This window comes from Calidithermus terrae, from assembly GCF_003574345.1.
Taxonomy (GTDB): domain Bacteria; phylum Deinococcota; class Deinococci; order Deinococcales; family Thermaceae; genus Calidithermus; species Calidithermus chliarophilus.
Genome location: NZ_QXDL01000030.1, coordinates 1 through 26,153, shown reverse-complemented (window position 1 = coordinate 26,153; position 26,153 = coordinate 1). Strand labels below are relative to the sequence as shown.

The window sequence follows — 26,153 nt, the reverse complement described above, 5'->3', positions numbered from 1 at the left end:
GGGCAGCGGCAGCCAGGCCCGGCTTCCCGCCGCCAACCCCCGGGCCGGGGCGAGCACCCCGGCTCCGGCCCCCAGCCTCAGCGGTGGGGCTCTCCCCCTGCGGCTCGCCCCGCTCGACCGCGAAGTCCCCACCGCCCAGGCCACCCGGCCCGCGCAGCCCACGCAGCCGCAGGTGGCCCAGCCCGCCGAGGCCAACCTCGGCGGCAGCACCAGCCTCCCTCCCGTGGGCCAGCAGGGGCAGCCCAACCCGACGCTCGAGCCCAAGACCACCCCCACCACCCCGGCCACCACCCCCGTCGTCAAGACCCCGGTGGTCTCGGTCCTGACCCGCTTCGTGCAGGAGCAGAACCTCCGGCTCGTCGGCGTGGTGCTCGGCCCCACGAGCGTGGGCATCTTCCAGGGCAAGAACGGCTTCTTCGTGCTCCCGGTGGGGCGCAATTTCCCCGAGAGCGAGGTCCTTCTTAAAACCTTAACAGCCCGCGAAGCCCTCTTGGTGCAGGGGTCGGAAAGCCTTACGCTCGAACTGGTGAACCCCTAGAGGCGGTGATAGCTTATGCAACGAATCCTGTCCCTTATCGTCTTACTCTTGAGCCTGGCCTTCGCGGGTAGCCTCCCCAGGGACGCCCGCTTCGACCAGGCGGTGGACCTGATCGCCCCCAACGGCATCCCGCTGGAAGACGCCCTGCGCAGCGCGGCGACCAGCGTGGGCCTCACCCCCCTGCTGCGGGACATCCCGGCCACCTTGGTGCGGGTCTCGCTGGAGAAGAAGCCTTTCCGCCAGGTCTGGGACCTGCTCATCAACACCTACGGCGACGGCAAGCTCGACTACATCCTCCTGGAGAACAACGTGATGCTGGTGGCTTCCCCGGAAGTGGTCTCGCGCTACGTGCCCAAGACGGCGCAGCAGCCGGCCACGCCCACCGAAGAGCCCACCGTGCGCCGCAGCTACGCCATCAACGGCAACCCCACCGCGCTCAAGAGCTTCCTCGAGGCCGAAATCCCCGGCATCCGCGTGACCGTCGCGCCCGGGCAACCCACCCTCCTCATCACCGCGACCGAGAAGCAGCACTCCGAGATCGCCGCCCTGCTGGCCCAGATCGACCGGCCCCAGGCGCAGGTGGACCGGGTTACCCGCAACTTCAAGCTCGCCCACGCCCGCGCCGAGGCGATGGCCGAGGTGCTCAGCTCGGCGCTCGAGGGCAAGAGCAACGGCCAGCAGGCCCAGGGCCAAGCCCAGCCTCAGGCCCAGCCCCAAGCCCAGGGCACGGCCTTCTTCACCGCCGACGTCCGCACCAACACCCTGATCGTGACCGCCAGCCCCGAGCAGATGGCCCGCGTCGAAGCCCTCATCCGCGAGCTCGACGTGCCGGTGAAGCAGGTGCAGCTCAAGGTGCGCATCCAGTCGGTGGACAGCAGCGTGGTCAGCAGCTTCGGCATCAAGTGGGAGAGCTTGAGCGGGGGCAACCTCGTCGGCAGCATCATCGACGGCGCCCTGAGCCTGATCTTCGACGCCTCCAAGAGCCTGGCCGCGCTCAACATCCGGGCGGTGCTCGACATCCTCGAGCAGCAGAGCCTGGCCCGCCGCCTGAGCGACGTGACCCAGATCGTCGAGGACAACTACCCCAACTTCGAGGTCAAGTCGGGCTCGAGGCTCATCGTCACCCCGCAGGTGCAGGGCGAACCCACCCGCGAGTTCGACGTGGGCCTGCTCGTGCGCGTCGTCCCGCAGATCACCGCCGACGGGCAGATCACCCTGGAGGTCTTCACCCAGACCGGGGAGCAGCCGAAGCAGGGGCCGATCGCCAACAGCATCGAGGTCGTGCAGCGCTCGGACCGCACTAAGCTGCGCATCCGGGACGGACAGACCGTGGTGATCGGCGGCGTGGTCTCGCAAGAGACCAAGACCGAGGAAAACAAGGTTCCCATTCTGGGTGACATCCCCATCCTCGACCTGCTCTTCAAGCAGCGCGAGACCAGCGTGAAGAACGAGGAACTCCTCATCATCATCACCGCCAACATCGTCAGCGATACCCGCTAAAAGCTGGGCTGAGGGGGGCAGGCTAAGCCTGCCCCCCCTCGCTTTTTGGTGTGTTAGGCTCTTGGCATGCGTTTTCTGACTGCGGGTGAATCCCACGGGCCCCAGCTCACCGCGATCGTGGAGGGACTTCCCTCGCAACTGCCGCTCGGCGCGGAGGACATCAACCCCTGGCTGAAGAAGCGGCAGGGCGGGTACGGGCGCGGGCGCCGGATGGTGATCGAGACCGACACCGCCGAGCTGATGAGCGGGGTGCGGATGGGGCGGACCACCGGGGCGCCGGTGACCCTGGTGATCCGCAACGCCGACCACCGCAACTGGACCGAGGTCATGGACCCGGCCCCGGGCAACGAGCCGCGCAAGAAGGCCCTCACGGCGGCCCGCCCCGGGCACGCCGACCTGCCGGGGGGCATCAAGTACGGTCACAAGGACTTGCGGGACGTGCTCGAGCGCGCCTCCGCCCGCGAGACGGCCACCCGGGTGGCGGTGGGCGCCATCGCCCACAAGCTGCTGTCGTTTTTCGGGGTGCAGAGCGTGGGCTACGTGGCCGGGATGGCCGGGGTGTGGAGCGCGACCCCCTTCGATTGGAACCTTAAGGAGCGCGTCGAGGAGAGCCCGGTGCGCATGACCGACCCCCAGAGCGAGGCCGAGGTGATCCGCCGGGTGGACGAGGCCAAGGCCACCGGCAACACCTTAGGCGGCGTCATCGAGGCCCGCTTCAAGGGGCTGGTGCCGGGGCTGGGCTCGCAGATGCACTGGGAGCGCAAGCTCGACGGCCGCATCGCGCACATGGCGATGAGCGTGCCCGCCATCAAGGGGGTGGAGATCGGGACCGGCTTCGACAACGCCATGAAGCCGGGCTCGGAGGTCCACGACCCGATCTACTGGGAGGAGGGCCGGGGCTACTACCGCCCGAGCAACCGGGCGGGGGGCCTCGAGGCCGGCATGACCAACGGCGAGGAGCTGGTGGTGCGGGCCGCGCTCAAGCCCATCGCCACGCTGATGCGGCCGCTGCCCACCGTGGACGTGGTGACCCACCAGCCCGCCGACGCCGCCCGCGAGCGCAGCGACACCACCGCCGTCCCGGCCGCGAGCGTGATCCTCGAGGCCGTGGTGGGCATCGTGCTGGCGCAGGCCTACCTGGAGAAGTTCGGCGGGGACACCCTGGACGAGCTCGTCGAGCGGGTGGAGCGCTACAAAGAGCGGGTACTGGCGTACTGATGGCGCCGACCGGCTCGAGAGGGGGTGCGTGATGGACCAGCCCCGCGTCCTGGAGGTGGACCGTCCGGCCACCTGGATCGCCCTGACCGGCTTCATGGGGGTGGGCAAGAGCCGCATCGGGCGCGAGCTGGCCCGCGAGCTGATGCTGCACTTCATCGACCTCGACGGCTACATCGAGCGCGAGACCGGCCTCTCCATCCCCGACATCTTCACTCACCTGGGCGAGGAGACCTTCCGGCGGCTCGAGAGCGAGGCGGTGGCCGAGCTGGTGCAGAAGGACTACCTGGTGCTCTCGCTGGGCGGGGGCACCTTCACCCGGCCCGAGAACCGCGAGCGGCTGCTGGCGCGGGGGCCGGTGATCGCGCTGTGGGCGAGCCCCGAGACCATCCTCGAGCGCGTCAGCCGCCGCCCCGGGCAGCGCCCGCTGCTCATGGACGCCGACCCCCTCGCGCGCATCCGGCAGCTCATGGAGCAGCGGCAGGAGATCTACCGGCAGGCCACCATCCACGCCTCGACCGACGGGCGCGAGGTGCACGACGTGGTGCAGGAGCTCATCGAGAAGCTGTGGGACTATGCGGAAGCTGACCGTTGACCAGAACCCGGCCTACCCGCTCTACCTGGGGAGCGGGCTGACCGAACAGGCCAAGGCCGAAGCCGGCGCGGGCCCCAAGGCCCTGCTGTACGACCGGGCGGTGAAGGGGTACGCCCTCGAGCTCGCCGGGGACCTGGCGATCCCGCACCGCCTGGGGCTGCCCGGCGGCGAAGCGGCCAAAACCCTCCAGACCTACGGCCGGGTGCTCTCCTGGCTGGCCGGGCTCGGGCTGCCCCGCGACGCCACGCTCTACGTCGTGGGCGGGGGCACCCTCACCGACCTGGGCGGCTTCGTGGCCGCGAGCTACCTGCGCGGCGTCGCCTACGTGAGCTTCCCCACTACCACCTTGGCGATGGTGGACGCCAGCGTGGGCGGCAAGACCGGGATCAACCTCGAGGAGGGCAAGAACCTGGTGGGGGCCTTCCACACCCCCAAGGCCGTCTACCTCGACCTCCGCAGCCTCGCCACCCTCCCCCCCTCCCTCTTCCGCGAGGGGCTGGTGGAGGCCTTCAAGCACGGGATCATCGCCGGAGACGAGGTGCTGATGCGCCTCGAGCCCGTGCGCCCCGGCTGGCCGGGGCTGGAGGAGTACCTCGAGCGCGCGGTCGCGGTGAAGGTGCGGGTCGTGGAGGCCGACCCCTACGAGAAGGGCGAGCGCAAGAAGCTCAACCTGGGCCACACCCTGGGCCACGCCCTCGAGGCCGCCACCCACCACGCCCTCTCCCACGGCGCCGCCGTCGCCTACGGCCTGCTCTACGCCGCCCTGCTGGGCAAGGCCCACGGCGGCACCGACCTGACGCCCCGGGTCGAGGCGCTGCTGCGCTGGCTCCAACCCCCTCCCCTCCCCCCCCTGAGCTGGGACGAGGTCTGGCCCTACATGGCCCGCGACAAGAAAAAACTGGGCAGCAACCTGCACTGGGTCATCCCCCTCGAGCCCGGCCACCTAGCGGTGCAGCCCGTGGAGGAAGAAGCGCTGCGGCAGGCTTACAGGGAGTTTCTCGAGCGGGTTAGCGGTCAGCCGTAAGCGGTCAGCCATCAGCCATCGGCTTTCAGCGGTCAGCTCGTGGCTCGTGTGGGAATATCCCCCCAACCCCCCTTGCTAAGGGGGGTGCCAAGGCATCTCGCGTCTGGCGTCTTGCGTTTTGCGTTCGGCGTTCGGCGTTTAGCGTACGGCGTAGGACGTACGACGCCGGGCGCAGCACGTACGACCCGCGCCCGGCTATCGGCCATCAACCACCGACTCACAACGTCGCCCGCCCCATCCGCGCGACCCCGCCCTTGATCTTGGCCCACCCCAGGCTGAAGCTCCCCACCGCCGTCGCCACGGCCACGACCGCCCAGCCGTCCTCGGCCTCGAGCTCGACCGGGTTGTTCTGCACGAAGCGCAGGGCGCGGGGGTCGTCGGGGGCAAGTTCCACGGCCCGAGCGACCTGGGAAGGCTCGAGGTGGTGCGCCAGGGCCTTGCCGGGGAGCACCCGGCCCGCCTGGACCTTGCCCAGGTAGAGCCCGGGGGCCGGGGCCTTGACGCCGGCGAGGCTGGGGAGGCCTTCGGGCAGGAGGTAGAGGTGCCCGGCGCGCTCCCAGACCTCGCCCTCGAGGCTCACCTTCAGGTGCTCCTGGGCGAAACCCTGCCAGGCCTGGCGGGACTCCCTGGACAGCGGGGGCACCTTCTCGCGGGGCGGGGTCTCCTCGTAGCCGTCCACCTTGCGCAGCTTCGCCAGGAAGTGGCCCTCGCCCTGCAGGCGGTGGGGCCACAGGCGCGCGGCCTTGGCGAGGGCGGGGTTGCCGTCGCCCCAGGCCGGGACGCCCGGGGCGAAGCTGGGGTGGAGCTGGGCGGCCTCGAGCTCGAATTCGGGGTTGCGGGCGAGGAAGTGGGCGATGACCTGCTCGTTCTCCTCGGGGGCGAAGGTGCAGGTGGAGTACACCAGCACCCCGCCGGGCCGCACCAGGGCCCCGGCGTGGTCGATGAGCTGGCGCTGCACCCGCGCCGAGCGCGCCGGGGCCCCCGGCCCCCAGTGGCGCACCACGTCGGGGTCTTTGCGGAACATCCCCTCGCCCGAGCAGGGCGCGTCGAGGACCACCCGGTCGAAGCAGGCCCCCCACTGCCCGGCCAGGCGCTCGACCGGGGCGCTCACCACGGCCAGCCTCGCGCCCCAGCGCTCCACGTTCTCGAGCAGCCCCCCCATGCGCCCGCCGTCCACCTCGTTAGCCACCAGCAGGCCCTCGCCGCGCATCCTCGAGGCCAGGTGCGTGGTCTTGCCCCCCGGCGCGGCCGCCAGGTCGAGCACCCGCTCGCCCGGCTGGGGGTCGGCCAGCGCCCCCACCGCCTGGGCGGAGGGCTCTTGGATGTAGTAAAGCCCCGCGTAGAAGAAGGGGTGCGGCCCCGGCCGGGCCTCCGGCGGGTAGTAGAAGCCCTCCGGGAGCCAGGGGATGGGCTCGAGCGGCCACGGGCTGACGGAGCGAAATTGCCCGGGGCTGAGCTTGAGCGTGTTGACCCGCAGCCCGTAACTGCGATCAGCCGAGGTCAGCGCCCGGTGAAACTCGGCGAATTCCCCGCCGAGCAGCTCGCCCATGCGGGCCAGGAAAGCCTTGGGCAAATCCACAGGGAACACGTTACCTCACCGGCGCCGGTGGTCGATAGCCGATAGCTGATGGCCCATAGGTGATAGTTAGTGGCTCGCGGTAGCCCCCTTGTCGAGGCTCGAGGGCCGGGAGCCAAGGCGTTTTGCGTACGACGTACGACCCAGGAGTACGACCCGCGCCCCGCGCCCGGCGCTTGGCGTTCAGCATCTCGCCTCCTTACTATGACTCCATGCCCATCGTCGCCGTCGGAACCGACATCGCCTCCGTCTCGAGGCTGCGCGGGGTGTATGAACGCCACCCCAGGCGTTTTCTCGAGCGCCACTTCACCCCCGAGGAGATCGCGTACTGCCTCGCCAAGGCCGACCCCATGCTCTCGCTGGCGGCCCGCTTCGCGGCCAAGGAGGCTTTTCAGAAGTGCTGGCCGGAGAACCACGGCTGGCGCGAGGTGTGGGTGGAGATGGAGGGGCCGCGCCCGGCGCTCGGCTTCGCGCCGCGCATCGCCGAGCGCATGCGGCGGGAGGGCTGGCGGGCCCACGTCTCGCTGGCGCACGAGCACGAGCACGCCACGGCGGTGGTGGTCCTGGAGGCGCTGTGAAGCACTTCCTGATCACCGGGGCTTCCACGGGCATCGGGGAGGGCTGCGCGCTATACCTCGCGGGGAAGGGGCACACGGTCTGGGCGGGGGTGCGCAGGCTCGAGGACGGCGAGCGCCTGGCCCGGCAGGCCGCGGGCCTCCTGCACCCCGTGCTGCTCGACGTGACCGACACCCAGAGCATCGCCCGCGCGGCGGAGACCGTCCGGGCCCACACCCCCAAGCTCGACGGGCTGGTGAACAACGCGGGGATCGCGGTGGCGGGGCCGCTGGAGTTCCTCCCCCTCGAGGAGCTGCGCCGGCAGCTCGAGGTCAACGTGATCGGGCAGGTGGCGGTGCTGCAGGGCTTCCTGGGCCTGCTGCGGGAAGGCCGGGGGCGCGTGGTCAACATGAGCTCGATCTCGGGCCGGGTCGCGGCCCCGCTGTTCGGGCCCTACTCGTCCTCCAAGTTCGCGCTCGAGGCCCTCTCCGACGCGCTGCGGCGCGAGCTCAAGCCCTGGGGGATGGAGGTCAGCGTCATCGAGCCCGGCAACATCCAGACCCCCATCTGGGGCAAGGGGGTGAACTGGGGCCGCGAGCTGCTCGAGAAGCTGCCGCCCGAGGCCCGCGCCCTCTACGGCAAGGCGATCGACGGCCTGATCCGCTACGTGGAGGGCATCGACGGCAAGGGGCTGCCCCCGCTCGAGGTCGCCAAGGCGGTCGAGCACGCCCTCACCGCCCCGCGCCCGCGCACCCGCTACGCGGTGGGCCGCGACGCGAAGGCCGGGATCTTCTTCGCCCGCTTCCTGCCCGACCGCCTGCTGGACGAGATGATCCTGGGCGGGCTGGTCCGGCGGCTGTACGGCCGCAAGGGCTGATGCCCGATCCGGCCCGTTCGGCGCCGAACCGACCGGAGCTTTTCCCGTTTCCGTCCTCCCGTTTGGCTAGAGCGCTCTTCACCATTACTGAGCCATTCACAACTTGATTGCATTGTCCTGCACAGCACCGTTGCCTCCCGGATGGGAGGCAACGTCTGTGAAGAGTGCGATAAGCTGGAGAGGACAGGCCAAAAGCCAATGTCGATCCGCCGCCGACCCTTTGGCTTGCCGTGGAGGTGGGCATGGGCGTTCAGTTGAACACTCCCGGGCTGCATCACGTGGTGTTGCGCGTCGGCGACCTCGAGCGGGCCAAGCACTTCTACACGCAGGTCCTGGGGTTCTCCAACGTGATCCTGGACGTCCCCGGCGCGCTTTTCCTGTTCACGATCGGGAATTCGACGCTGGGGGTGCGCGGCCCCGACGCCAACACCCCCGCCGGCGACCGCTTCGACCCCTTCCGGGTGGGCCTCGACCACGTGGCTATCGCCTGCCCCAGCGTCGAGGAGCTGCACCGGGCGGCGGCCGCCCTGCGCGAGGCGGGGGTGGAGGTGATCGGGCCCAAGACCGACGAGTTCTTGGGGATGCGCTTCCCCTACATCGCCTTCCGCGACCCCGACGGGATCAAGTGGGAGTACTACGCGCAGGAGGCCTAGCCCTCTTCCCCTTTGGCGACGGGCCTCGAGGGGTCGCTCACCCAGTCGCTCCAGGAGCCCGCGTAGAGCCTGGCGCCCCTGATCCCGGCGACCTCGAGCGCCAGCAGGTTGGCGGAGGCGCTCACGCCCGAGCCGCAGTAGAGGATGAGCTCCTTTCCCTCGCCCGCCGCGAAGCGCTCGCGCAGGGCCTGGGGGGGCTTGTGGCGGCCGTCGGGCTCGAAGTTGTCGGCCCAGTTGCGGTTGATGGCGCCGGGGATGTGCCCCGCCACGGGGTCGATGGGCTCGACCTCGCCCCGGTAGCGCTCGGGGGCCCGCGCGTCGATGAGCACGGTGCCCGGAGCCCTCGAGGCCACCTCCTCCGCCGACACGACCCAGCCTTCCTGCGGCCGGGGGGTGAAGGTGGCCCTGGGGTACTCGGGCCGCTCGGCGGTGAGGGAGCCGCCCGCCGCCACGAAGGCCCTGATGCCCCCGTCGAGCACGGCCACCCGCTCGTGGCCCAGCCAGCGCAGCAGCCACCACAGGCGCGGGGCGAACATGCCGTTTTCGTCGTAGGCCACCACGAAGTGCTCGTCGCCGATCCCGTCCTCCCCGAGCGTCGCCGCCAGGGCCTGCGGGTCGGGCAGGGGGTGGCGGCCGCCCTTGCGGTCGGGGCGCACGGGGCCGGAGAGGTCGGTCTCGAGGTCGAGGTAGACCGCGCCGGGGATGTGGGCCTCGAGGTAGGCCATGCGCCCGGCCAGGGGGTCGGCCAGCGAGAAGCGCACGTCGGCGATGCGCACTTCGGGGTCTTGGAGGTGCTCGAGGAGCCATTCGGCGGTTACCAGAGGGTGCATGGGAACAAGTTACCTTAAGGCCGGTGGTCGATAGCGGATAGCCGGGCGCGGGTCCTACGCCGTACGTCCTACGCCGAACGCCGAACGCAAGACGCAAAACGCCTTGGCCCTTGACGCCGGTGGGGAGGGGTGTTCATTTCGCCACAGGCCACACGCCACGAGCCACACACCACCCGCCTTTGGTCACCCACTATCAGTCAGGCCTATCGGCGCCCGTTAAACTGGGGGCGATGCTGGAAAGGCTCGAGGTGCAAAATCTGGCCGTCCTGGAATCGGTGGCCCTGGACTTCGACCGGGGGCTCACGGTGCTCACCGGGGAGACCGGGGCGGGCAAGAGCGTGCTGGTGGACGCGCTGTCGCTGCTGCTGGGCGAGAAGGCCGAGGGGATGATCCGTTCCGGGGCCGACAGCCTCCTGGTGACCGCGTGGTTCGGGGGGCGGGTCTTCTCGAGGCGGGTCGCGGGGGGGCGCAGCACGCCGCGGCTGGACGGCGAGGTGGTCTCCTTGCGCGAGTTGGCCGAGGCGACGGGGGAGCACCTCGCCATCCACGCCCAGCACGCGGCGCTGGCCCTGGCCTCGCGCAAGGCGCAGCGCGGCCTGCTGGACAGCCTCATCGAAGGGGCGACCCTCGAGGCCTACCGCGAGCGCTACGCCCGCTGGCGGGGCCTGCTGGCCGAGCAGGAGCGGCTCTCCCAGGCCGCGCGGGAGCGCGAGCGGCGGCTGGACGTGCTGCGCTTCCAGCTCAAGGAGATCGACGACGCGCGGCTCGAGCCCGGCGAGAAGCAGCGCCTGGAGAACGAGGTCGAGCGGCTGCGCCACCTCGAGACCCTGCGCGAGCGGGTGGGGGCGGCGGCCGGCGGGCTCAGCGGCGAGGGCGACGGGCTGGGGATCGTGGGGGCCGCGCTCAAGGAGCTGCGCAGCGCCGCCCGCCACGACAGCGGCCTGGATAGCCTGGGCAACGACCTCGAGGCCGCCCTGGACAGCCTGCGGGCCATCGCCCGCGAGCTGGAGGACTACCTCGAGGGCCTCGAGGCCGACCCCGCCCGCCTCGAGGAGGTCGAGGGGCGCTTGGCCCTCATCGAGCGGCTGGAGCGCAAGTACGGCGAGGGGGTGGAGGGCATCCTGGCCTTCGCCGGGGAGTCGCGCCGCGAGCTGGCCGAGCTCGAGGGGGCCGAGGACCGGCTGGCGGCCCTGGCGGGCGAGGTGGCGAAGGCCCACGCCGAGCTGACGCAGGCCGGGGAGGCCCTCTCCGAGGCCCGCCGCGCCGCCGCCCGCGACCTCAGCGCCAAGGCCACGCAGGAGATCCGCTTCCTGGGGATGCCCGAAGCCCGCTTCGAGGTGGGCTTAGTCCCCCTCAACGAGCCGGGGCCGGAGGGGCTCGAGGAGGTGCAGCTCCTCTTCAGCGCCAACCCCGGGCAGGGGCTGGCCCCGCTGGAGAAGGCCGCCTCGGGCGGCGAGCTCTCGCGGGTGATGCTCGCGCTGGCGCTGCTGACGGGCAGCGAGGCCGACACCGTGGTCTTCGACGAGGTGGACGCCGGGGTGGGCGGGGAGGCCGCCTGGCGCGTGGCCGAGCGTCTGGCCCGGCTGGCCCAGCGGCGGCAGGTGCTGGTGGTGACCCACCTCCCCCAGATCGCCGCCCAGGCCCAGCAGCACTACCGGGTGGTCAAGAACAAGGGCCGGGTGGAGATCCAGGCGCTGGGGGGCGAGGAGCGGGTGCGCGAGCTGGCCCGCATGCTCTCGGGCTCCTACTCCGACGCCGCCATGCAGCACGCGCGCGAGCTGCTGCAAGCGCGGTAGCCCGACGGCGCGCGAGCCCGTAAAACCCCCCGGACGGCGGACGCTCCCGCAAGCTGTCCTGGGTATCGTTTGCCCTTAACCCCTTGTGCTACACTCGTTCGGTGCTGCCGAAGAGCGAGCGCAAAACCCCCCTCCCTGCCGAACCTGGCCGCGAACGCGACCCCCAGGCGGTCCGGGAGATGTTCAGCGAGATCGCCCCGCGCTACGACCTGCTCAACCGCGTGCTCTCGGCCGGGGTGGACCAGAGCTGGCGCCGCGCCGCGGTGCGCGAGGCCCTGGCGCACGGCCCCCGGCGGGTGCTCGACCTGGCGTGCGGCACCGGCGACCTGACCCTGCTGCTCAAGCAGAGCGCCCCCCACGCCGAGGTGGTCGGCGGCGACTTCGCCCCGCCCATGCTCGAGCGCGCCCGCGCCAAGGCCCGGCGGGCGGGGCTCGAGGTGCGCTTCCAGGAGGCCGACGCGCTCAACCTGGGCTTCCCCGACGGGCACTTCGACGCCGTGACCATCGCCTTCGGCTTCCGCAACTTCGCCGACTACGAGCGCGCGCTGGCCGAGCTCTACCGGGTGCTGCGGCCCGGCGGGCGGCTGTGCATCCTCGAGTTCCCCCCGCCCCCCAAGAGCGGTCTGGGCGTGCTCTACCGCTTCTACTTCACCCGCATCCTGCCCTTCGTCGGCGGCCTCATCTCGGGCAACGCCGCCGCCTACCGCTACCTCCCCGCCTCGGTCGAGCGCTTCCCCGACCCCCAAACCCTCGCCCGGATGATGCAACAGGCGGGCTTCCGGGTGCGCCACAAGCTGTTCACCGGCGGCATCGCCGCCCTGCACGTCGGCGAGAAGTGAGCGCCGCACGGACCGTCCAAGGCTGAACGCGGCATCGCGCCGCCCGGCCTCGAGCCCCAAGAGCAAGGAGAAGAATGGCCCTGCGTTCGAGCAAGAGCAAAACCCGCACCCCCAAGCCCGCCCTGCCGCGCCCGCGCGACCTGGTGATCGACCCGCAGCGCCTGCTGTTCGAGGGCTTGGAGATGGGGTCGTTCCCCGACCTCGAGCACCTCAGCCTCGCCCGCGAGTTCGCCCGCGAGAGCGCCCAGGGGCGCTGCTACGAGAACGGCCTGATCAGGCTCTGGCACGGCCCCCAGGGGCTTTACTACGAGTTCAAGGACTTCCCCGCCGCCTTCTACGGCCGCTTGGGCGGGGTGAGCGGGGAGTACCTGAGCGAGGCGGAAGCCCAGGGGGTCTTCTGGGAGGACATGAGCAAGGCCACCAAGGGCTACGGCGAAACCGTGGTCTTCTACACCGACCGCCTCATGCACAGCGAGCAGGATTTCTACATGGCCTACACCTACGAGAACTTCCGCATCGAGCGCGGCGAGGCGCGCTTCAGCCTGCCCCTGTTCATGCGCTTCGAGACCGAGGAGGGTTTGCGGCTGCTGATGCGCCTCGAGCACGAGTACCTCGCCTTCTGGCTGCCGAAGGGGCAACCGCTGTCGAAGGGGTTGCGGGCTTGAACGGCGCGATGGCCGGGCGCGGGTCGTGCGTCGTACGTCCTACGCCGTACGCTGTACGCGAGACGCCTTGTTCCCCCCTTAACAAGGGGGGCTAGGGGGGATATTCCTTCCCCGCGCGGGGAGGGACGAGGAGGGGGCTACCACGAGCCACGCGCCCCCCTACCTCTCCAGCGCCTCCAGCCGGTGCTGCAATTGGCGGAAGGCGTAGTCTACGAACGGCTCCTGCTCGAGGGCGAAGGGCATGGGGGCGTGGGCGGCGAAGATCTCCTCCACCACGCCCAGGGCGGCGGGGACCAGTTCGGCCAGGACGTCCTCGAGCGCCCCGCGGGTGTGGGGGTGGGCCCGGAGGTGCTTCGCCAGGGTGTGCAGGCCGTAGGCGATGTGGCGGCCCTCGTCGGCCTGGACGTGGGCCAGGCCCGCGCGCAGCCCGGGCAGGATGGCGCCGTGCTCGAGCACCTCCCGGTAGGCCCGGTAGCCCGTCTCGGCGAGGATCCCCTCCACGACGAGGTTGTAGGTGCCCAGGGCCCGCACCTCGGCCTCGGGGCTGGCGTCGGCGACGAGGGCGTTCATGGCCTCGGGCAGGGCCGTGTAGAAGATCTTCTGCCAGGAGGGCAGGTGGTAGACGGCCAGCTCGGGCGCCGGGCCCACCACCTCGCGGTGGAAGCGGTCGAAGAACTCGGCGTGCTTGGCCTCCTCGAGGGTCCAGGCGGCCACGAACAGCGCGTCGTCGTAGCGGCCGTCCCGGCTCACCCGCCACAGGAAGGGCGCGAGGTCGAGGGTCACGGCCTCTTCCCCGCCCACGAACAGCGCCGACAGGTGCAGCAGCACCTCCCGCTGGGCCGGGCTCAGGCCCTGCCAGTCCTGCCGGTCCTGGGCGAACTCGAGCGCCTGCGGGTCCCAGAAGTTGCGCTTGGCCTTGTGGTAAAGCTGCGTCACGAAGCCGTCCTCGGCCCGCCTTGGCCGGCTGGTCGCCAGTTGCCGCATGAGGTGATTCTAGCCGAAGGGGCGAGCCGTTCGCTCGCCCCTTCCGCGCTCGGTTGCCGGCGCTTTCTAGTGCGCGTGGCCTTCGGGCCCGTGCACGTGGCCGTGCTCGAGCTCCTCTGAGGTGGCCGCGCGGATGCCCGAGATGGTGACGTCGAAGTCGAGCGTCTCCCCGGCGAGGGGGTGGTTGAAGTCGATGGTGACCTCGTCCCCTTCGACCTCCATGACCCAGAAGGGCAGCACCTGGCCGTCCATGTCCTGGGCGTAGAGCTGGGCGCCGGGCTCGAGCGGGGCGTCCGGGGGGAATTGGTCGCGGGGGACTACCCGCACGCCCTCGGGGTCCTCGAGGCCGTAGCCCTTCTCCGGGGGCACGCTGACCTGGAGCGAGTCGCCGACCTGCTTGCCCTCCAAAGCCTCCTCGAGGCCCGGGATGATGTTGCCGTAGCCGTGCAGGTAAGGCAGCTCGCCCTGGTCGATGACTTCGCCCCCGACGGTGAGGACGTAGCGGATGGTCACCACGTGGTCTTGCGTTGCAATCATCGGTACACCTGTCGTGCCTGGCGTGGGAAGAATCTTGCCGCAGGCACTCAAACGCCTGAGTTTACCACCTGGCCCCGCGGGGAATGGTTACCGCCGTGCCCTTTCGGTTTTTGTAGGCCCCCGCACTCCCCCGGCCCGTGCCCGACGTATGCTAGGGGGCATGTTCATCGAGGACGCCATCGGCAAGACCCCCCTGGTCAAGCTGCGCCGGGTGGTCGAGCCCGGCATGGCCGAGGTTTTCGTGAAGCTCGAGGGCTCCAACCCCGGCGGCTCCGTCAAGGACCGCGCCGCGTGGTACATGGTGCGCGACGCCGAGGAGCGCGGCGTCTTGAAGCCCGGCTCGGGCCAGGTCATCGTCGAGCCGACGAGCGGCAACACCGGGATCGGCCTGGCGATGATCGCCGCCAGCCGTGGCTACCGGCTCATCCTGTGCATGCCCGCGCAGATGTCGGAGGAGCGCAAGCGCACCCTGCGGGCTTACGGGGCCGAGCTGGTGCTCACCGACCCCGAGCGGCGCATGCTGGCCGCCCGCGAGAAGGCCCAGGAGATCGCGCTCGAGACCGGCGGCTACATGCCCGACCAGTTCGACAACCCCGCCAACGTCCGGGCCCACTACGAGACCACCGGCCCCGAGATCTTCGAGCACATGGAAGGCCGCGTGGACGCCTTCGTCTACGGCTCGGGCACCGGGGGCACCATCATGGGCGTGGGGCGCTACCTGCGCGAGCGCGTCCCCGGCGTGCAGGTCATCGCCTGCGAGCCGGGCCGCTCCAACGTGCTCTCCGGCGGCCAGATGGGCCAGCACCAGTTCCAGGGCATGGGCCCCGGCTTCATCCCGCCCAACCTCGACGTGCGCATGCTCGACCGGGTGATCCAGGTGTGGGAAGAAGAGGCCTTCCCGCTCGCCCGCCGCCTCGCCCGCGAGGAAGGGCTCTTCCTGGGCATGAGCAGCGGGGGCATCGTCTGGGGCGCCCTCCAGGTGGCGAGGGAACTCGGCCCGGGCAAGCGCGTGGTCTGCATCAGCCCCGACTCGGGCTCGAAGTACCTCACCACGGCGCTGTACGCGGAGGAGGGCTCGAGCGCGGTCGAGCGGGCGATGGCGGAGGGGCAAGGGCGTTGAAGGGGCGTACGCCGTACGCCAGACGCAAGACGCAAGACGCCCTGGACCCTCGACGAAGCACGGGCCACCAGCCCACTAGCCCCTTCCCCGAAATCCAAAGCCCTCCCTCCTCACGTACGGCGGGGTGGAACCAAACGGCGCGCCGGTTCCCAACAAGTCGGAGGAGGAAAGACATGAAACGTTGGATCGGCGTTCTGGCGGTGTTGGCCGCCCTCGGCATCGGCGTGGTGTTGGCGCAGAACGTGATGAAAGCCCCGCCCATGGGCCCCTACGTCAACGTGAGCGAGGCGCTCAAGGGCGCGCTGCCCAACTTCATCCCCGGACTGGGCACGCTCTACGTAGACCCCAAGAACCTGCCCGAAGGGCCCTTCCTGGCCTACGACAGGGCGGGGCGGCTGGTGAAGGTGGTGTTCATGGTGCCCCTGGAGGAACTGGGTAAGAAGAAGTACGTGGACATCGGCACCGCCGCGCTCAAGGGGCTGGGCGTGACCGCCAAGGTGGACCACGTCAACATCATCCCCTCGCCCCCCCACCCCGGCGTGGAGAAGCCCCACGTGCACTTCGAGCTGGTGCTGGTGAGCCTCGAGCAGGAGAAGAAGGTCCTCGAGGGCGAGCCCTACTGATCGCCCCCGGTACGAAGCCCTCCCCACGCTCGGGGAGGGCTTTTCCATGCCTCGCGCCGGGTTCGAAAACGATGATCGGGCGGCTGCCAGCGGCCTTCAGACTGCCCGCCGGAGGTCTCGTCGAGCCGGTCCCGGGTGAAGCCGGTGCGCTCGCGGTTGCCCTGCCCGACCCTCGAGACCGCCCCGGCCCCGGGCAGGTACAGCGAATGCCGCCCGAGTCGCAGGGATGAGCCGCCCGCTCCCAGGCACATATTACGCTTTTTCCACACCAGGCGCGTGATACGATAGGTATCATGGCAGTCTTGACCAACGACCAGAAGATGGTCCTGGACATGGTGCGGCAGGTCTCCCGCGAGGTGCTGTGGGAAAAGGCCCCGCAGTACGACGAGTCGGGCGAGTACCCCTGGCCGCAGCTCAGAACCCTGGCCGAGCTGGGGCTTCTGGGCATGACCACCCCCGAGGAGTGGGGCGGGGCGGGCCTCGACAGCGTGACCTGGGTGCTCGCCATGGAGGAGATCGCCGCCGCCGACCCCAGCGTGGCCGTCATCCTCTCCGTCACCAGCGGCCTCCCGCAGTACATGCTCAACAAGTTCGGCACCCCCGAGCAGAAGAAGAAGTACCTCGCGCCCCTGGCCCGGGGCGAGTGGATCGGGGCCTTCTGCCTGACCGAGCCCCACGCCGGCTCCGACCCCGCCTCCATGAAGCTCGCCGCCCGCAAGGTGGGCGGCGGTTGGCAGCTCGACGGGGTCAAGAGCTGGGTGACCTCCGGCGGGCAGGCCCAGGTGTACGTGGTGATGGCTCGAGGCGACGCCGGCATCAGCAGCTTTATCGTCGAGAAGGGCGCCCCCGGCCTCAGCTTCGGCAGCCCCGAGCACAAGATGGGCCTCCACGCCGCCCACACCACCGAAGTCCGCTTCGACGCCGTGTTCGTCCCCGACGAGAACCTGCTGGGCCAGGAGGGCCGCGGCCTCGCCCAGGCCCTCGCCGGCCTCGACTCCGGCCGCATCGGCATCGCCGCCCAGGCCGTGGGCATGGCCCGCGCCGCCTTCGACATCGCCAGGTCCTACGCCGACGAGCGCACCCAGTTCGGCCAGAAGATCCGCGAGTTCCAGGGCGTCGGCTTCAAGCTCGCCGACATGCACGTCAAGATCGCCGCCGCCCGCGCCCTCACCCTCGAGGCCGCCGCCAAGAAAGACCGCGGCGAACGCTTCACCCTCGAGGCCTCCACCGCCAAGCTCTTCGCCTCCGACACCGCCGTGAGCGTCACCCGCGACGCCGTGCAGGTGCTGGGCGGCTACGGCTACCACCGCGAATACCGCGCCGAGCGCTACTACCGCGACGCCAAGATCACGGAGATCTACGAGGGCACGAGCGAAATTCAGCGGCTGGTGATCTCGAGGGAGTTGTATCGCTGAGGGGTGTCGATAGCCGATAGCCGGACGCCCTGTTGAGATCAATCATCCACTGGGGTTGTGCCCAGCCCAACAGCCAACTACAGCCCCACGCCCCAGGGGACGGGCGTTCGGTGGTCGCTGCCCCGCCCCGGCCGGGGTGTGCGGCTCACGCGGGAGGGGGTGAGGGAGGTGGCGCAGACGAGCATGCCGCCGAGTCAAGGTGCGGCCCGCACCCCCGCATACGCGGGCGCTGAGGCCCGGCGGCATGCCCGCGAGGGGGTGGCCGTAGGCCGTACCGGCTCTGCCGGTAACCTGGGGCCCCTCGGAGGGTGAGAGGGGGAGCAGGTTTCCGGCGTACGCCGGGTCGCGTACCGCGATGCCCTCGCCATGTGGAATGGCCTCCCCCTCGCTCCCCTGACGGCGGAGCGGGGGACACCAAACCACCGCACCGCAACACGACCCCCTCCCCCAGCAAGCAACAGAACGATCTCGGCCTATACCGCCTTCACGAAAGGCTTTTTGTCAGAGAAATGTCACCGCAGCGTCAGGAGGTGCGTAGAATGGGCCAGTATGCTCGCGCGCTTTCTGCCCAAGAATGAGCGGTTTTTTCAATACTTCCGTACGGCGGCCCAGACGGGCGACCAGATCGCGCTGGCCTTCGTGGACCTGGTGGAGAACTTCACCGACGTCGAGCGCAAGGTGCGGGCCATCCGCGAGATCGAGCACCAGGGCGACGCCGTCGCACAGCAGATCTCCGAGGCCCTGACCCAGACCTTCGTCACCCCCATCGACCGCGAGGACATCGTGCTGCTCTCCGGCCGCCTCGACGACTTCATCGACACCATCGAGGAGGCCGCCCGCCGCATGTGGCTTTACCGCGTCGAACGGCCCACCGAGCACGCCCGCGCCATGGCCCGCCTCATCGCCCAGCAGGCCCGCGCCCTCGCCGAGGCGGTGCCGCTGCTCGAGGACATGCGCTCCGCCCCCATCATGCTGCAGAAGATCGTGGCGGTGAAGCGCCTGGAGGACGAGGCCGACGCGCTGATGGACCGCGCGTCCATCGAGCTGTACGACGGGGTGGGCGACGTGCGCGAGATGATCAAGGCCATGCGCTGGGGCGAGCTCTACCAGTACCTCGAGGACGCCACCGACCGCGCGCAGGACGTAGCCAAAGCCCTCGAAGGCATCACCCTCAAACATGGTTGAGACCGCGCTCCTCGTCCTGGCGCTGGTGGTGCTGCTGGCGCTGGCCTTCGACTTCATCAACGGCTTCCACGACACCGCCAACGCCGTGGCCACCTCCATCGCCACCCGCGCCCTCTCCCCCGCCCAGGCCGTGCTCATGGCAGCCGTGTTCAACGTGCTGGGCGCGCTCTCGGGGACGGCGGTCGCCAAGACCGTGGGCAAGGGGATCATCCCCCCGGAGCTCGCCACGCAGCCCTTGGTGATCGCCGCGCTGCTGTCGGCGATCATCTGGAACCTGATCACCTGGTACTACGGCATCCCCTCGAGCTCCTCCCACGCCCTGGTCTTCTCCATCGTCGGAGCGGGCATCGCCTCGGGCGGGCTCAGCGTGATCAAGTGGGGCGAGGGGGTCGCCAAGACCCTGCAGGGGCTGGTGTTCTCGCCGGTCTTCGGCTTTTTGGGGGCCATGCTGCTGCTGTCGCTGCTGCTGTGGGCGGCGGCCCGCCAGCGGCCCTACTGGGTCAACCGCTTCTTCCTGCGGGCGCAGGTGCTCTCGGCGGCCTACATGGCCTTCAGCCACGGCTCCAACGACGCGCAGAAGACCATGGGGGTCATCACCATGGCCTTGGCCGCCTACTACGGCTGGAGCGGCGACCAATTCCACGTCCCGCTGTGGGTCATCCTCTCCGCGGCCGTCGCGATGGGGCTGGGCACCGCGATGGGCGGCTGGCGCATCATCCGCACCATCGGCTTCAAGGCGGTGGCGCTGCGCCCCATCGACGGCTTCGCCGCGGAGGTCGCGGGCGCTACGGTGATCGAGACCGCCAGCCGGCTGGGCATCCCGCTCTCGACCACCCACACCATCTCCTCGGCCATCCTGGGCGCCGGGGCGACCAAGCGGCTGTCGGCGGTGCGCTGGGGAATCGCCGGGCGCATCGTGATGGCCTGGATCTTCACCATCCCCTTCTGCGTCGCGCTGAGCTGGGGGATCTACACCCTCATGCACCTGCTGACGGGCGCCCGCTGAGCCGGACGAACCGCCCGGGGGAGGCTATGCCCCACAGCCTCCCCCGGTCTGCTGCCCCCTGCATGCCCAGGGGGTAGACTGAGCGACGGTTATGAAGCATGCTGTCGTGATCCTGGCTGCGGGTCTGGGCACCCGCATGAAGTCCCGGCTGCCCAAGATGCTCCACCCCCTGCTGGGCAAGCCCATGGTGGCCTACGGGGTGGAGACCGCGCTGCGAAGCGGGGCCGAGAAGGTGGTGGTGGTGGTGGGGCACGGCCTCGAGCAGGTGCGCGAAGCCCTCAAGGGCTACGGGGGCCTCGAGTTCGCCGTGCAGGAGCAGCAACTAGGGACCGCCCACGCCCTCAAGCAGGCCAGGGCCGCCCTGGCGGGCTTCGACGGGCCGGTGGTGGTGACGCAGGGCGACACCCCGCTCACCTCGGTGGAGACCCTCACCGGGTTGGTCGAGGCCCTGGAGCACGAGGGCATGGCGCTGCTGACCATGCGCCTCGACAACCCCACCGGCTACGGCCGCATCCTGCGCGACAAGCGCGGCGAGATCGTAGCCAACATCGAGCACAAGGACGCCACGCCCGAGCAGCGCGAGATCAAGGAGATCAACGCCGGGATCTACTGCTTCGACTCTCACGTGTGGGAGGCGCTCGAGCACGTCAGCAACGACAACGCCGCCGGGGAGTACTACCTCCCCGACCTCATCCGCGTCTACCGCGAGCGCGGCCGGAGGGTGGTGGGGCTGCTGAGCGACGACCCCAGCGAGCTGCTGGGCGTGAACTCGCGGGCGCAGTTGGCCGAGGTCGAGCGCGTCCTGCTGTCGCGGCTGCGCGAGCACTGGATGACCCAGGGCGTGCGGATGATCCAGCCCGAGAGTGTCTACCTCGAGCCCACCGTCGAGCTCGCCCCCGACGTGACGCTGTGGCCCGGGGTGGTCCTGCGCGGCAAGACCCGCATCGGCGAGGGCTGCGAGATCGGGGCCTACTGCGTGCTCACCGACATGGAGCTCGAGCCCTACGTCACCCTGCGCCCGCACGTGGTCGCCGAGAGCTCGGTGATGAAAAGCGGCTCCGACGCCGGCCCCTTCGCCCGCTTCCGCCCCGGGGTGCTCGTCGAGGAGGGGGCGCACGTGGGCAACTTCGTGGAGATGAAGAACACCCGCATGCGCCGGGGCGCCAAGGCCGGGCACGTGAGCTACCTGGGCGACACCGACATCGGCGAGGAGGCCAACATCGGCGCGGGCACCGTCGTCGCCAACTACGACGGCCAGCGCAAGCACAAGACCGTCATCGGCAAGGGGGCCTTCACCGGCTCCAACTCCACGCTCGTCGCACCCCTGGAGGTGGGCGAGGGGGCCTACATCGCCGCCGGCAGCACCGTGAACAAGGCCGTCCCCCAGGACGCCTTGGCCATCGCGCGGGCCCGCCAAGAGAACAAGGAGGGGTACATGAGGCGCAAGCGCGAGCGCGGCTAGCCTTGAGCCACCCCTCAACCCCCCAGGACGGCAGCCCAAGCGCTTGGGCTGCCGTTTTGCTGCCTCGAGCGACCCTCAGGGGGTTTGATGCCCGGTTCAGCCAGTGAGCCCGGCAGCAGGCAAGGGTTGTTGCCGGGGTCGCAACGGCTACGCCCGGGTCAGGGCACGACGCGGAGCGGGCAAGCCCTCCCCTCAGGCTAGCTCAAACAAGGGGCAATCTAAAACGCCCTCCCCCTGCGTACGGCCCAGCAGAAGCGCTTCGTATCCTTCGAGCCCTGCGGCCACGGGGCTCGGCATCCTGGAGGAACCCATGTCCAACCTTAACCGCAGGCAAGCACTTCAGCAGATGGGATTTGCAGGCGCAGGCGCGGTGATCGCGGGCGCCATCTCCTCCTGCACTCCCAGCATGGCGGCCAAGCCCAACCTTGACGCCGACGTGCTCAACTTCGCCCTCAACCTCGAGTACCTCGAGGCCGCCTTTTACCTGGCGGCGGTAGGACGCATCAACGACATCAAGGCCATCGGGGGCAGCGCCGAAATCAGGCTGCCCAGCGGCTTTGACGGCACCAGCCCGGTGCCGGGGCTGAGCATGGCGGTTCGCGAATATGCCGAAGAGATCGCCGAAGACGAACTGGCCCACGTCAAGGCCATCCGTGCTGCGCTAGGCGCAAAGGCCGTGGACCGCCCGGTGCTCGACCTAGGCATGGCCTTCGACGCCGCCGGACAGGCCGCCAGCAACGGTGCCATCACCGGCTTTAACCCCTTCGCCAACGAGCTGTTCTTCCTGCACGGGGCCTACATCTTCGAGGACGTGGGGGTGACCGCCTACAAGGGCGCGGCCCGCCTCCTCAGCGACGACCGCGAAGGCGGCGTGTTGGACACCGCGGCGGGCATCCTGGCGGTCGAGGCCTACCACGCGGGCGAGGTCCGCACCCTGCTCTACCAGCGCAAGGACCAGCCGGCCGCCGCGGGGCTCACCGTCGAGCAGGTCACCAAGGCGATCAGCGACCTGCGGGCCAAGGTGGGGGGTGGCAAGGACCAGGGCATCACCCTGAACGGCAAGGCCAACATCGTGCTGGCCGACCCCAACGCAGTGGCCTACGGGCGCAGCACCACCGAGGTGCTGGCCATCGTCTACCTGGGCGGCATGGGCAAGGGCGGCTTCTTCCCCAACGGGCTCAACGGCAAGATCAAGTAGGCCCTTCGAGCGGTGCTGGGGTCGGCTCGAGAAGGACTAGGGGAGCCCAAGCTCCCCTTTTTTCCGGACGTGATACCGGGTTCAAAAAGATAATCATCCAACCCAGAACCCTGGAGGCTATCTTTTGAACCCCAGAGCACCCCCTCCGGTCGGCCGCCCCGCCAAGGCGGGGCGGAGCCGCCGTCCGGCGGCGGGCTGACCGAATCGGGTGTAAGTGATGCGTTTTGGTGTGCCGGAGCTAATGCCTGCCGGCTGCCCGAACTGGCGCGGGGATCGGGGCAGGCCCGGCGGGAGTTTCGCGAGGCCCAGAGGCCGGAGGAGCCCCGCTGAGCGGGAGTCTGCGGCCACGGTGCTGCAAAGGGTGCTAAGGTTCATGCCGGCTTCAGTCGCCGGAGTAGACTGAACCCTAGGAGTGAACCATGCCGATCGGAATGTCTGAGATCCTCATCATCTTGCTGGTGGCCCTGCTGCTCTTCGGCCCCCGCAAGTTGCCCGAGCTGGGGCGTAGCCTGGGCCAGTCGATCCGCGAGTTCCAGAAGGGGGCGAAGAGCATCCGCGAGGAGTTCGAGAAAGCCGCCGACGTCAAGGAGTTGCGCGAGATCAAGGAAGACCTGAGCAAGCCGCTCGAGGTCAGGCCCGAGCCCACCAAGGAAGAAGCCAAGTCCTAGGCGCGTAAGGGTCTGCCATGAGAGAAGCCCCCTTGATGGAGCACCTCGAGGAGCTGCGAAGCCGCATCCTGTGGGCGCTGGTGGCCTGGGTCGCGATGACGGCGGTCGCCTTCGTCTTCCGCGTCGAGCTGCTGGCGCTGCTCGAGCGCCCCCTCGACATCTACAACGCCACCGCCAGGGTCAAAGCCGACCTCCAGGTGCTCAACATCACCGAGCCCTTCGTGACCTCCTTCAAGATCGCGGCCTTCGGCGGCCTGGCGCTGGCCCTGCCCTTCATCGTCTACCAGATCTGGGCCTTCATCGCGCCCGGCCTCTACAACCACGAGCGCCGCCTGGCGGTGCCTTTTCTGCTGGGCGCGGGCTTCAGCTTCGCGGTGGGCGTGGTCTTCGCCTACTACGTGTTCCTGCCCTACGCCGTGCCCTTCCTGCTGGGCTTTTTGGGCGACCTGGTAAAGCCCAACATCTCGCTGGGCCAGTACATGAGCCAGATCCTGGCTTTCCTAGGCGTCATGGGCATCGTCTTCGAGATGCCGGTGGTGAGCTACCTCGTAGCGCGGCTGGGGCTGCTCTCGAGCCGCTTCCTGATGCAGAACTGGCGCGTCGCCATCATCCTGCTCATCACCCTGGCCGCCGTCATCACCCCCACCGTGGACGTGTTCAACCTCGCCCTCATCAGCGTCCCGCTGTTCGTGCTCTACGCCATCTCGATCCTGACGGCCCGCCTGGGCGAGCGGGGACACCTGCGGGCGGCGCAGCAGGCGGCGGGGTAGGGGTGTCGATAGCTGATAGCCCATAGCTGGGCGCGGGTCGTACGTCGTACGTCGTACGCAAGACGCCCCTTTTTCACCCCCCTTAGCAAGGGGGGCTGGGGGGATAAACCCTCCCCGCGCGCGGGGAGGGGTGCCCTTCACCACGAGCCACTAGCCTTTCGCTGACGGCTGAAAGCTGATAGCTGACGGCTCCTCAAATCAACGCACTCACCGACTGGTTGGTGTGGACGTTGCGGATGGCCTGGGCCAGCAGGTCGGCGGTGGAGAGGATGTTGAAGCCCATGGCGGGGGTGAGCTGGATGGTGTTGGTGAAGACCACCTCGCGGATGGCGGGGTGAGAGAGGTTTTCGTGGGCGGGCCCTACCAGCACGCCGTGGGTGGCCATGACGATGGCTTCCTGGGCCCCGGCGGCGGCCAGGGCCTCCACGCCCCGGCGGATGGTGCCGCCGGTGGAGATGATGTCGTCGATGATCAGGGGGCGCTTGCCGGCCACGTCGCCGATGACGTAGGCCACCTGGGTCTCGCGGGGGCCGATGCGGCGCTTGGCGAGGATCGCCAGCGGGAGGTTCAGGCGCTCGGAGAGGCGGCGGGCGTGCTCGGCGCGGCCGGAGTCGGGCGAGACGACCACGGCGTTGTCGGTGAGGTGGTGGTTCTCGAGGTAGCTCGCGAAGAGCTTCACCGCCGAGAGCTCGTCGACGGGGATGTTGAAGAAGCCCTGGATCTGGGGCGCGTGCAGGTCCACGGTGATGACGCGGTGGACGCCCACCTCCTGGATCAGGTCGGCGACGAGCTTGGCGCTGATGGGCTCGCGGCCTTGGGTCTGCTTGTCCTGGCGGGCGTAGCCGAAGTAGGGGATCACGGCGTTGATGCGGGCGGCGCTGCTGCGGCGCACCGCGTCGGCCATGATGAGCAGCTCCATCAGGTGGTCGTTGACGGGCGGGGCGGTGGGCTGGATGAGGTAGACGTCGGCCCCGCGCACGCTCTCCAGGAGCCGCACCCGTACTTCGCCGTCGGGGAAGCGCTCGACGAGGGCCTTGCCCAGACCCAAACCTAAGGACCGGGCCACAGCCTCGGCCAACGGGCGGTTGGCGCTGCCGCTAAAGAGCCGAATCTCGAGCCCCTCTCCGAGTTCCCACATCGAACCCACCCCCAATGTCGAAGTCCTGTTGCCCAGTTTCTCGAGGTCGCAGCAGACGGCTTCAGCGGATCGGGGTCAGACCCCGGACTTCAAGCGGTTGCACCTCGAGTATATCGGCAGGGGGGGTGGTAAAAGCTAGGGGGCCGCCTTAAGGGAAACGGGGAGCTGGGTTATGGTATTTCATCCCCCGGCCTTCTAGAGAAAAGGGGATGGTGTGGAAGGGGCTATAGTGCCCCGCATCTTCAGTGCGGGGGAGGGACTCCAGGTTACCGGCAGAGCCGGCATGGCCTACGGCCACCCCCTGGCGGACATGCCGCCGGGCCCAGTGAAGGGCCGCAGGCCCCCCAGGTTCCGGCGCTAGCCGGTCGCCAGAGCGACTCCCTAGGCGATGCCGGTACTCAGGCGGCATGCGCTGGGCCTGGACGGGGCCTTCGGGGATGGGCAGCGGGTGGCCGCTCCCGCGTGAGCCGAGAAGCCGCGTTCTAAAGAACGCGGGGTCGTCACTGCAGCACCTTGCGCACCACCTGGGCCAAGCGCTCGGAGGCCTGCTCGAGGAACATCTCGAACGACTCGTGCGCGTCGTCGTCGGCCCCGTCGGAGATGGTGCGCACTAAGGCCATGGGCAGGGCGAGGTCCTTGGCGGTCCACAGCGCCGCCGCGCCCTCCATCTCGACCGCGTCGGCGGCGAAGACCTCGCGCAGGCGGGCCGCGTCGGCGGGGTGGGCCAGGAAGCGGTCGCCGCTGGCGACGCGGCCCCAGTGCACCGGGAAGCCGAGCTCGAGCGCCGCCCGGTACACCCGGGTCGAGAGGTCGATGTCGGCCCGCACGAAGCGCTCGCCCGTCGCCAGCTCCCCCGGCTGGCGCCCGAAGGCCGTGATGTCCACGTCCCACTGCACCGCGTCGTGGGCTACGAGCACGTCGAGGGAGTGCAGGCGCGGGTTGAGCCCGCCCGCCACCCCCGCCCACAGGCTCCAGCGCGGGCTGAAGCGGGCCTGGGCGTAGGTCACGGCCGAGGCCGCGGCCACCTTGCCCACCCCGGTCTCGACGAGTAAAACCTCGTGGCCGCCCACCTGGCCCCGGAAGATGGGCTTAGGCCCTTGAAGCGACTCGTTCAACCCCAGCGCCTCGCGCAGCGCCTGTGCCTCTGCCCCCTCGGCGGCGAAGAGGGCCACGGTGGTGAGGGTAAGGCTGGGGAGGGGTTCGGTCTGGGCTGGGGCGGCGGTTTCGCTCACGCAGGGTAGTGTACAAAATGCCGGTGGTCGATGGTCGATAGCCGGGCGCGGTCGTGCGTCGTACGTCCTACGTCGTACGCCGAACGCAAGGTGCAAGACGCAAAACGCCCTTTCTTCACCCCCCTTAGCAAGGGGGGCCGGGGGGGATAAAC

Annotated in this window: 25 protein-coding genes and 1 pseudogene; 20 read left to right on the top strand and 6 right to left on the bottom strand. The window is 69.8% G+C overall.

The features are described from left to right. The 5 genes and pseudogenes from Mterra_RS22185 to Mterra_RS05515 form a co-directional block, all read left to right on the top strand. Positions 1-538: pseudogene (locus tag Mterra_RS22185) on the top strand (hypothetical protein); the annotation flags it as partial. Between the two features lie 15 nt (positions 539-553). Further along, positions 554-2,038: a type II secretion system protein GspD gene (locus Mterra_RS05530; RefSeq protein WP_119314263.1), complete on the top strand. Its 1,485-nt coding sequence runs from the start codon at positions 554-556 to the stop codon at positions 2,036-2,038. Positions 2,039-2,104: 66 nt separating this feature from the next. Further along, on the top strand, positions 2,105-3,256 hold the full coding sequence (aroC, locus tag Mterra_RS05525) for a chorismate synthase (protein ID WP_119314262.1): 1,152 nt from the start codon (positions 2,105-2,107) through the stop codon (positions 3,254-3,256). A gap of 31 nt (positions 3,257-3,287) precedes the next feature. Beyond that, positions 3,288-3,848: a shikimate kinase gene (locus Mterra_RS05520; RefSeq protein ID WP_027892316.1), complete on the top strand. Its 561-nt coding sequence runs from the start codon at positions 3,288-3,290 to the stop codon at positions 3,846-3,848. After that, positions 3,829-4,872: a 3-dehydroquinate synthase gene (locus Mterra_RS05515; protein ID WP_119314261.1), complete on the top strand. Its 1,044-nt coding sequence runs from the start codon at positions 3,829-3,831 to the stop codon at positions 4,870-4,872. Before Mterra_RS05520 ends, Mterra_RS05515 begins: the two co-directional genes overlap by 20 nt. A 217-nt stretch (positions 4,873-5,089) precedes the next feature. Here the strand turns inward: Mterra_RS05515 and rsmF are convergent, their stop codons facing one another. Then, a complete protein-coding gene (gene rsmF, locus Mterra_RS05510; RefSeq protein WP_119314260.1) occupies positions 5,090-6,451 on the bottom strand; it encodes a 16S rRNA (cytosine(1407)-C(5))-methyltransferase RsmF in 1,362 nt (453 codons plus the stop codon). Between the two features lie 209 nt (positions 6,452-6,660). Between rsmF and Mterra_RS05505 the strand changes: the two genes are divergently transcribed. The 3 genes from Mterra_RS05505 to Mterra_RS05495 all read left to right on the top strand — a co-directional run bounded on the left by Mterra_RS05505 (position 6,661) and on the right by Mterra_RS05495 (position 8,533). After that, positions 6,661-7,026 (top strand): 4'-phosphopantetheinyl transferase superfamily protein, encoded by a 366-nt coding sequence (locus Mterra_RS05505; protein ID WP_119314259.1) that lies wholly within the window; start codon positions 6,661-6,663, stop codon positions 7,024-7,026. Continuing rightward, complete coding sequence (locus tag Mterra_RS05500) at positions 7,023-7,880, top strand: SDR family oxidoreductase (RefSeq protein WP_119314258.1); 858 nt, start codon at positions 7,023-7,025, stop codon at positions 7,878-7,880. Before Mterra_RS05505 ends, Mterra_RS05500 begins: the two co-directional genes overlap by 4 nt. 242 nt (positions 7,881-8,122) lie before the next feature. Then, positions 8,123-8,533, top strand: coding sequence for a VOC family protein (locus Mterra_RS05495; protein WP_119314267.1), 411 nt, complete (start codon positions 8,123-8,125; stop codon positions 8,531-8,533). Here Mterra_RS05495 and Mterra_RS05490 read toward each other — a convergent pair. Next, positions 8,530-9,363, bottom strand: coding sequence for a sulfurtransferase (locus Mterra_RS05490; protein WP_119314257.1), 834 nt, complete (start codon positions 9,361-9,363; stop codon positions 8,530-8,532). The two genes, Mterra_RS05495 and Mterra_RS05490, sit on opposite strands and share 4 nt — an antisense overlap. Before the next feature lie 230 nt (positions 9,364-9,593). Here Mterra_RS05490 and Mterra_RS05485 point away from each other — a divergent pair, with 230 nt between their 5' ends. The 3 genes from Mterra_RS05485 to Mterra_RS05475 all read left to right on the top strand — a co-directional run bounded on the left by Mterra_RS05485 (position 9,594) and on the right by Mterra_RS05475 (position 12,663). After that, positions 9,594-11,159: a DNA repair protein RecN gene (locus Mterra_RS05485; protein ID WP_119314256.1), complete on the top strand. Its 1,566-nt coding sequence runs from the start codon at positions 9,594-9,596 to the stop codon at positions 11,157-11,159. Between the two features lie 101 nt (positions 11,160-11,260). Continuing rightward, positions 11,261-11,998: a bifunctional demethylmenaquinone methyltransferase/2-methoxy-6-polyprenyl-1,4-benzoquinol methylase UbiE gene (gene ubiE, locus Mterra_RS05480; protein ID WP_420836690.1), complete on the top strand. Its 738-nt coding sequence runs from the start codon at positions 11,261-11,263 to the stop codon at positions 11,996-11,998. Positions 11,999-12,072: 74 nt separating this feature from the next. Next, entirely contained in the window at positions 12,073-12,663 is a 591-nt protein-coding gene (locus Mterra_RS05475; RefSeq protein ID WP_176582513.1) for a hypothetical protein, read from the top strand. A gap of 159 nt (positions 12,664-12,822) precedes the next feature. Here the strand turns inward: Mterra_RS05475 and Mterra_RS05470 are convergent, their stop codons facing one another. Both Mterra_RS05470 and Mterra_RS05465 read right to left on the bottom strand, forming a co-directional pair. Continuing rightward, positions 12,823-13,647 carry a R2-like ligand-binding oxidase gene (locus Mterra_RS05470; RefSeq protein WP_119314255.1) on the bottom strand — a complete coding sequence of 275 codons (825 nt, stop codon included), beginning with the start codon at positions 13,645-13,647 and terminating at the stop codon, positions 12,823-12,825. A 66-nt stretch (positions 13,648-13,713) separates the two neighbouring features. Then, entirely contained in the window at positions 13,714-14,184 is a 471-nt protein-coding gene (locus Mterra_RS05465; RefSeq protein ID WP_119314254.1) for an FKBP-type peptidyl-prolyl cis-trans isomerase, read from the bottom strand. Positions 14,185-14,344: 160 nt separating this feature from the next. Between Mterra_RS05465 and cysK the strand changes: the two genes are divergently transcribed. The 9 genes from cysK to tatC all read left to right on the top strand — a co-directional run bounded on the left by cysK (position 14,345) and on the right by tatC (position 23,631). After that, positions 14,345-15,304 (top strand): cysteine synthase A, encoded by a 960-nt coding sequence (cysK, locus tag Mterra_RS05460; protein WP_119314253.1) that lies wholly within the window; start codon positions 14,345-14,347, stop codon positions 15,302-15,304. 173 nt (positions 15,305-15,477) lie between these two features. Next, positions 15,478-15,927: a DUF5602 domain-containing protein gene (locus Mterra_RS05455; RefSeq protein ID WP_170159562.1), complete on the top strand. Its 450-nt coding sequence runs from the start codon at positions 15,478-15,480 to the stop codon at positions 15,925-15,927. Between the two features lie 293 nt (positions 15,928-16,220). Continuing rightward, positions 16,221-17,342, top strand: coding sequence for an acyl-CoA dehydrogenase family protein (locus Mterra_RS05450; RefSeq protein ID WP_119314252.1), 1,122 nt, complete (start codon positions 16,221-16,223; stop codon positions 17,340-17,342). Between the two features lie 549 nt (positions 17,343-17,891). Next, entirely contained in the window at positions 17,892-18,527 is a 636-nt protein-coding gene (locus Mterra_RS05445; protein ID WP_119314251.1) for a DUF47 domain-containing protein, read from the top strand. After that, on the top strand, positions 18,520-19,533 hold the full coding sequence (locus Mterra_RS05440) for an inorganic phosphate transporter (RefSeq protein ID WP_119314250.1): 1,014 nt from the start codon (positions 18,520-18,522) through the stop codon (positions 19,531-19,533). Before Mterra_RS05445 ends, Mterra_RS05440 begins: the two co-directional genes overlap by 8 nt. Before the next feature lie 91 nt (positions 19,534-19,624). After that, the gene (gene glmU, locus Mterra_RS05435) at positions 19,625-20,995 is read left to right on the top strand and encodes a bifunctional UDP-N-acetylglucosamine diphosphorylase/glucosamine-1-phosphate N-acetyltransferase GlmU (protein ID WP_119314249.1); all 1,371 of its coding nucleotides are present in this window, start codon (positions 19,625-19,627) and stop codon (positions 20,993-20,995) included. 310 nt (positions 20,996-21,305) lie between these two features. Further along, positions 21,306-22,193: a ferritin-like domain-containing protein gene (locus tag Mterra_RS05430; RefSeq protein WP_119314248.1), complete on the top strand. Its 888-nt coding sequence runs from the start codon at positions 21,306-21,308 to the stop codon at positions 22,191-22,193. 419 nt (positions 22,194-22,612) lie between these two features. Next, on the top strand, positions 22,613-22,861 hold the full coding sequence (locus tag Mterra_RS05425; protein WP_119314247.1) for a Sec-independent protein translocase subunit TatA/TatB: 249 nt from the start codon (positions 22,613-22,615) through the stop codon (positions 22,859-22,861). A gap of 17 nt (positions 22,862-22,878) precedes the next feature. Next, on the top strand, positions 22,879-23,631 hold the full coding sequence (gene tatC / locus Mterra_RS05420) for a twin-arginine translocase subunit TatC (protein ID WP_119314246.1): 753 nt from the start codon (positions 22,879-22,881) through the stop codon (positions 23,629-23,631). Between the two features lie 193 nt (positions 23,632-23,824). On the opposite strand, the gene Mterra_RS05415 is transcribed toward tatC, so the two are convergent. Both Mterra_RS05415 and Mterra_RS05410 read right to left on the bottom strand, forming a co-directional pair. After that, positions 23,825-24,769: a ribose-phosphate diphosphokinase gene (locus tag Mterra_RS05415; protein WP_027892299.1), complete on the bottom strand. Its 945-nt coding sequence runs from the start codon at positions 24,767-24,769 to the stop codon at positions 23,825-23,827. Positions 24,770-25,269: 500 nt separating this feature from the next. Beyond that, positions 25,270-26,001, bottom strand: coding sequence for a 5'-methylthioadenosine/adenosylhomocysteine nucleosidase (locus Mterra_RS05410; RefSeq protein ID WP_119314245.1), 732 nt, complete (start codon positions 25,999-26,001; stop codon positions 25,270-25,272). Between the last annotated feature and the right edge of the window lie 152 nt (positions 26,002-26,153).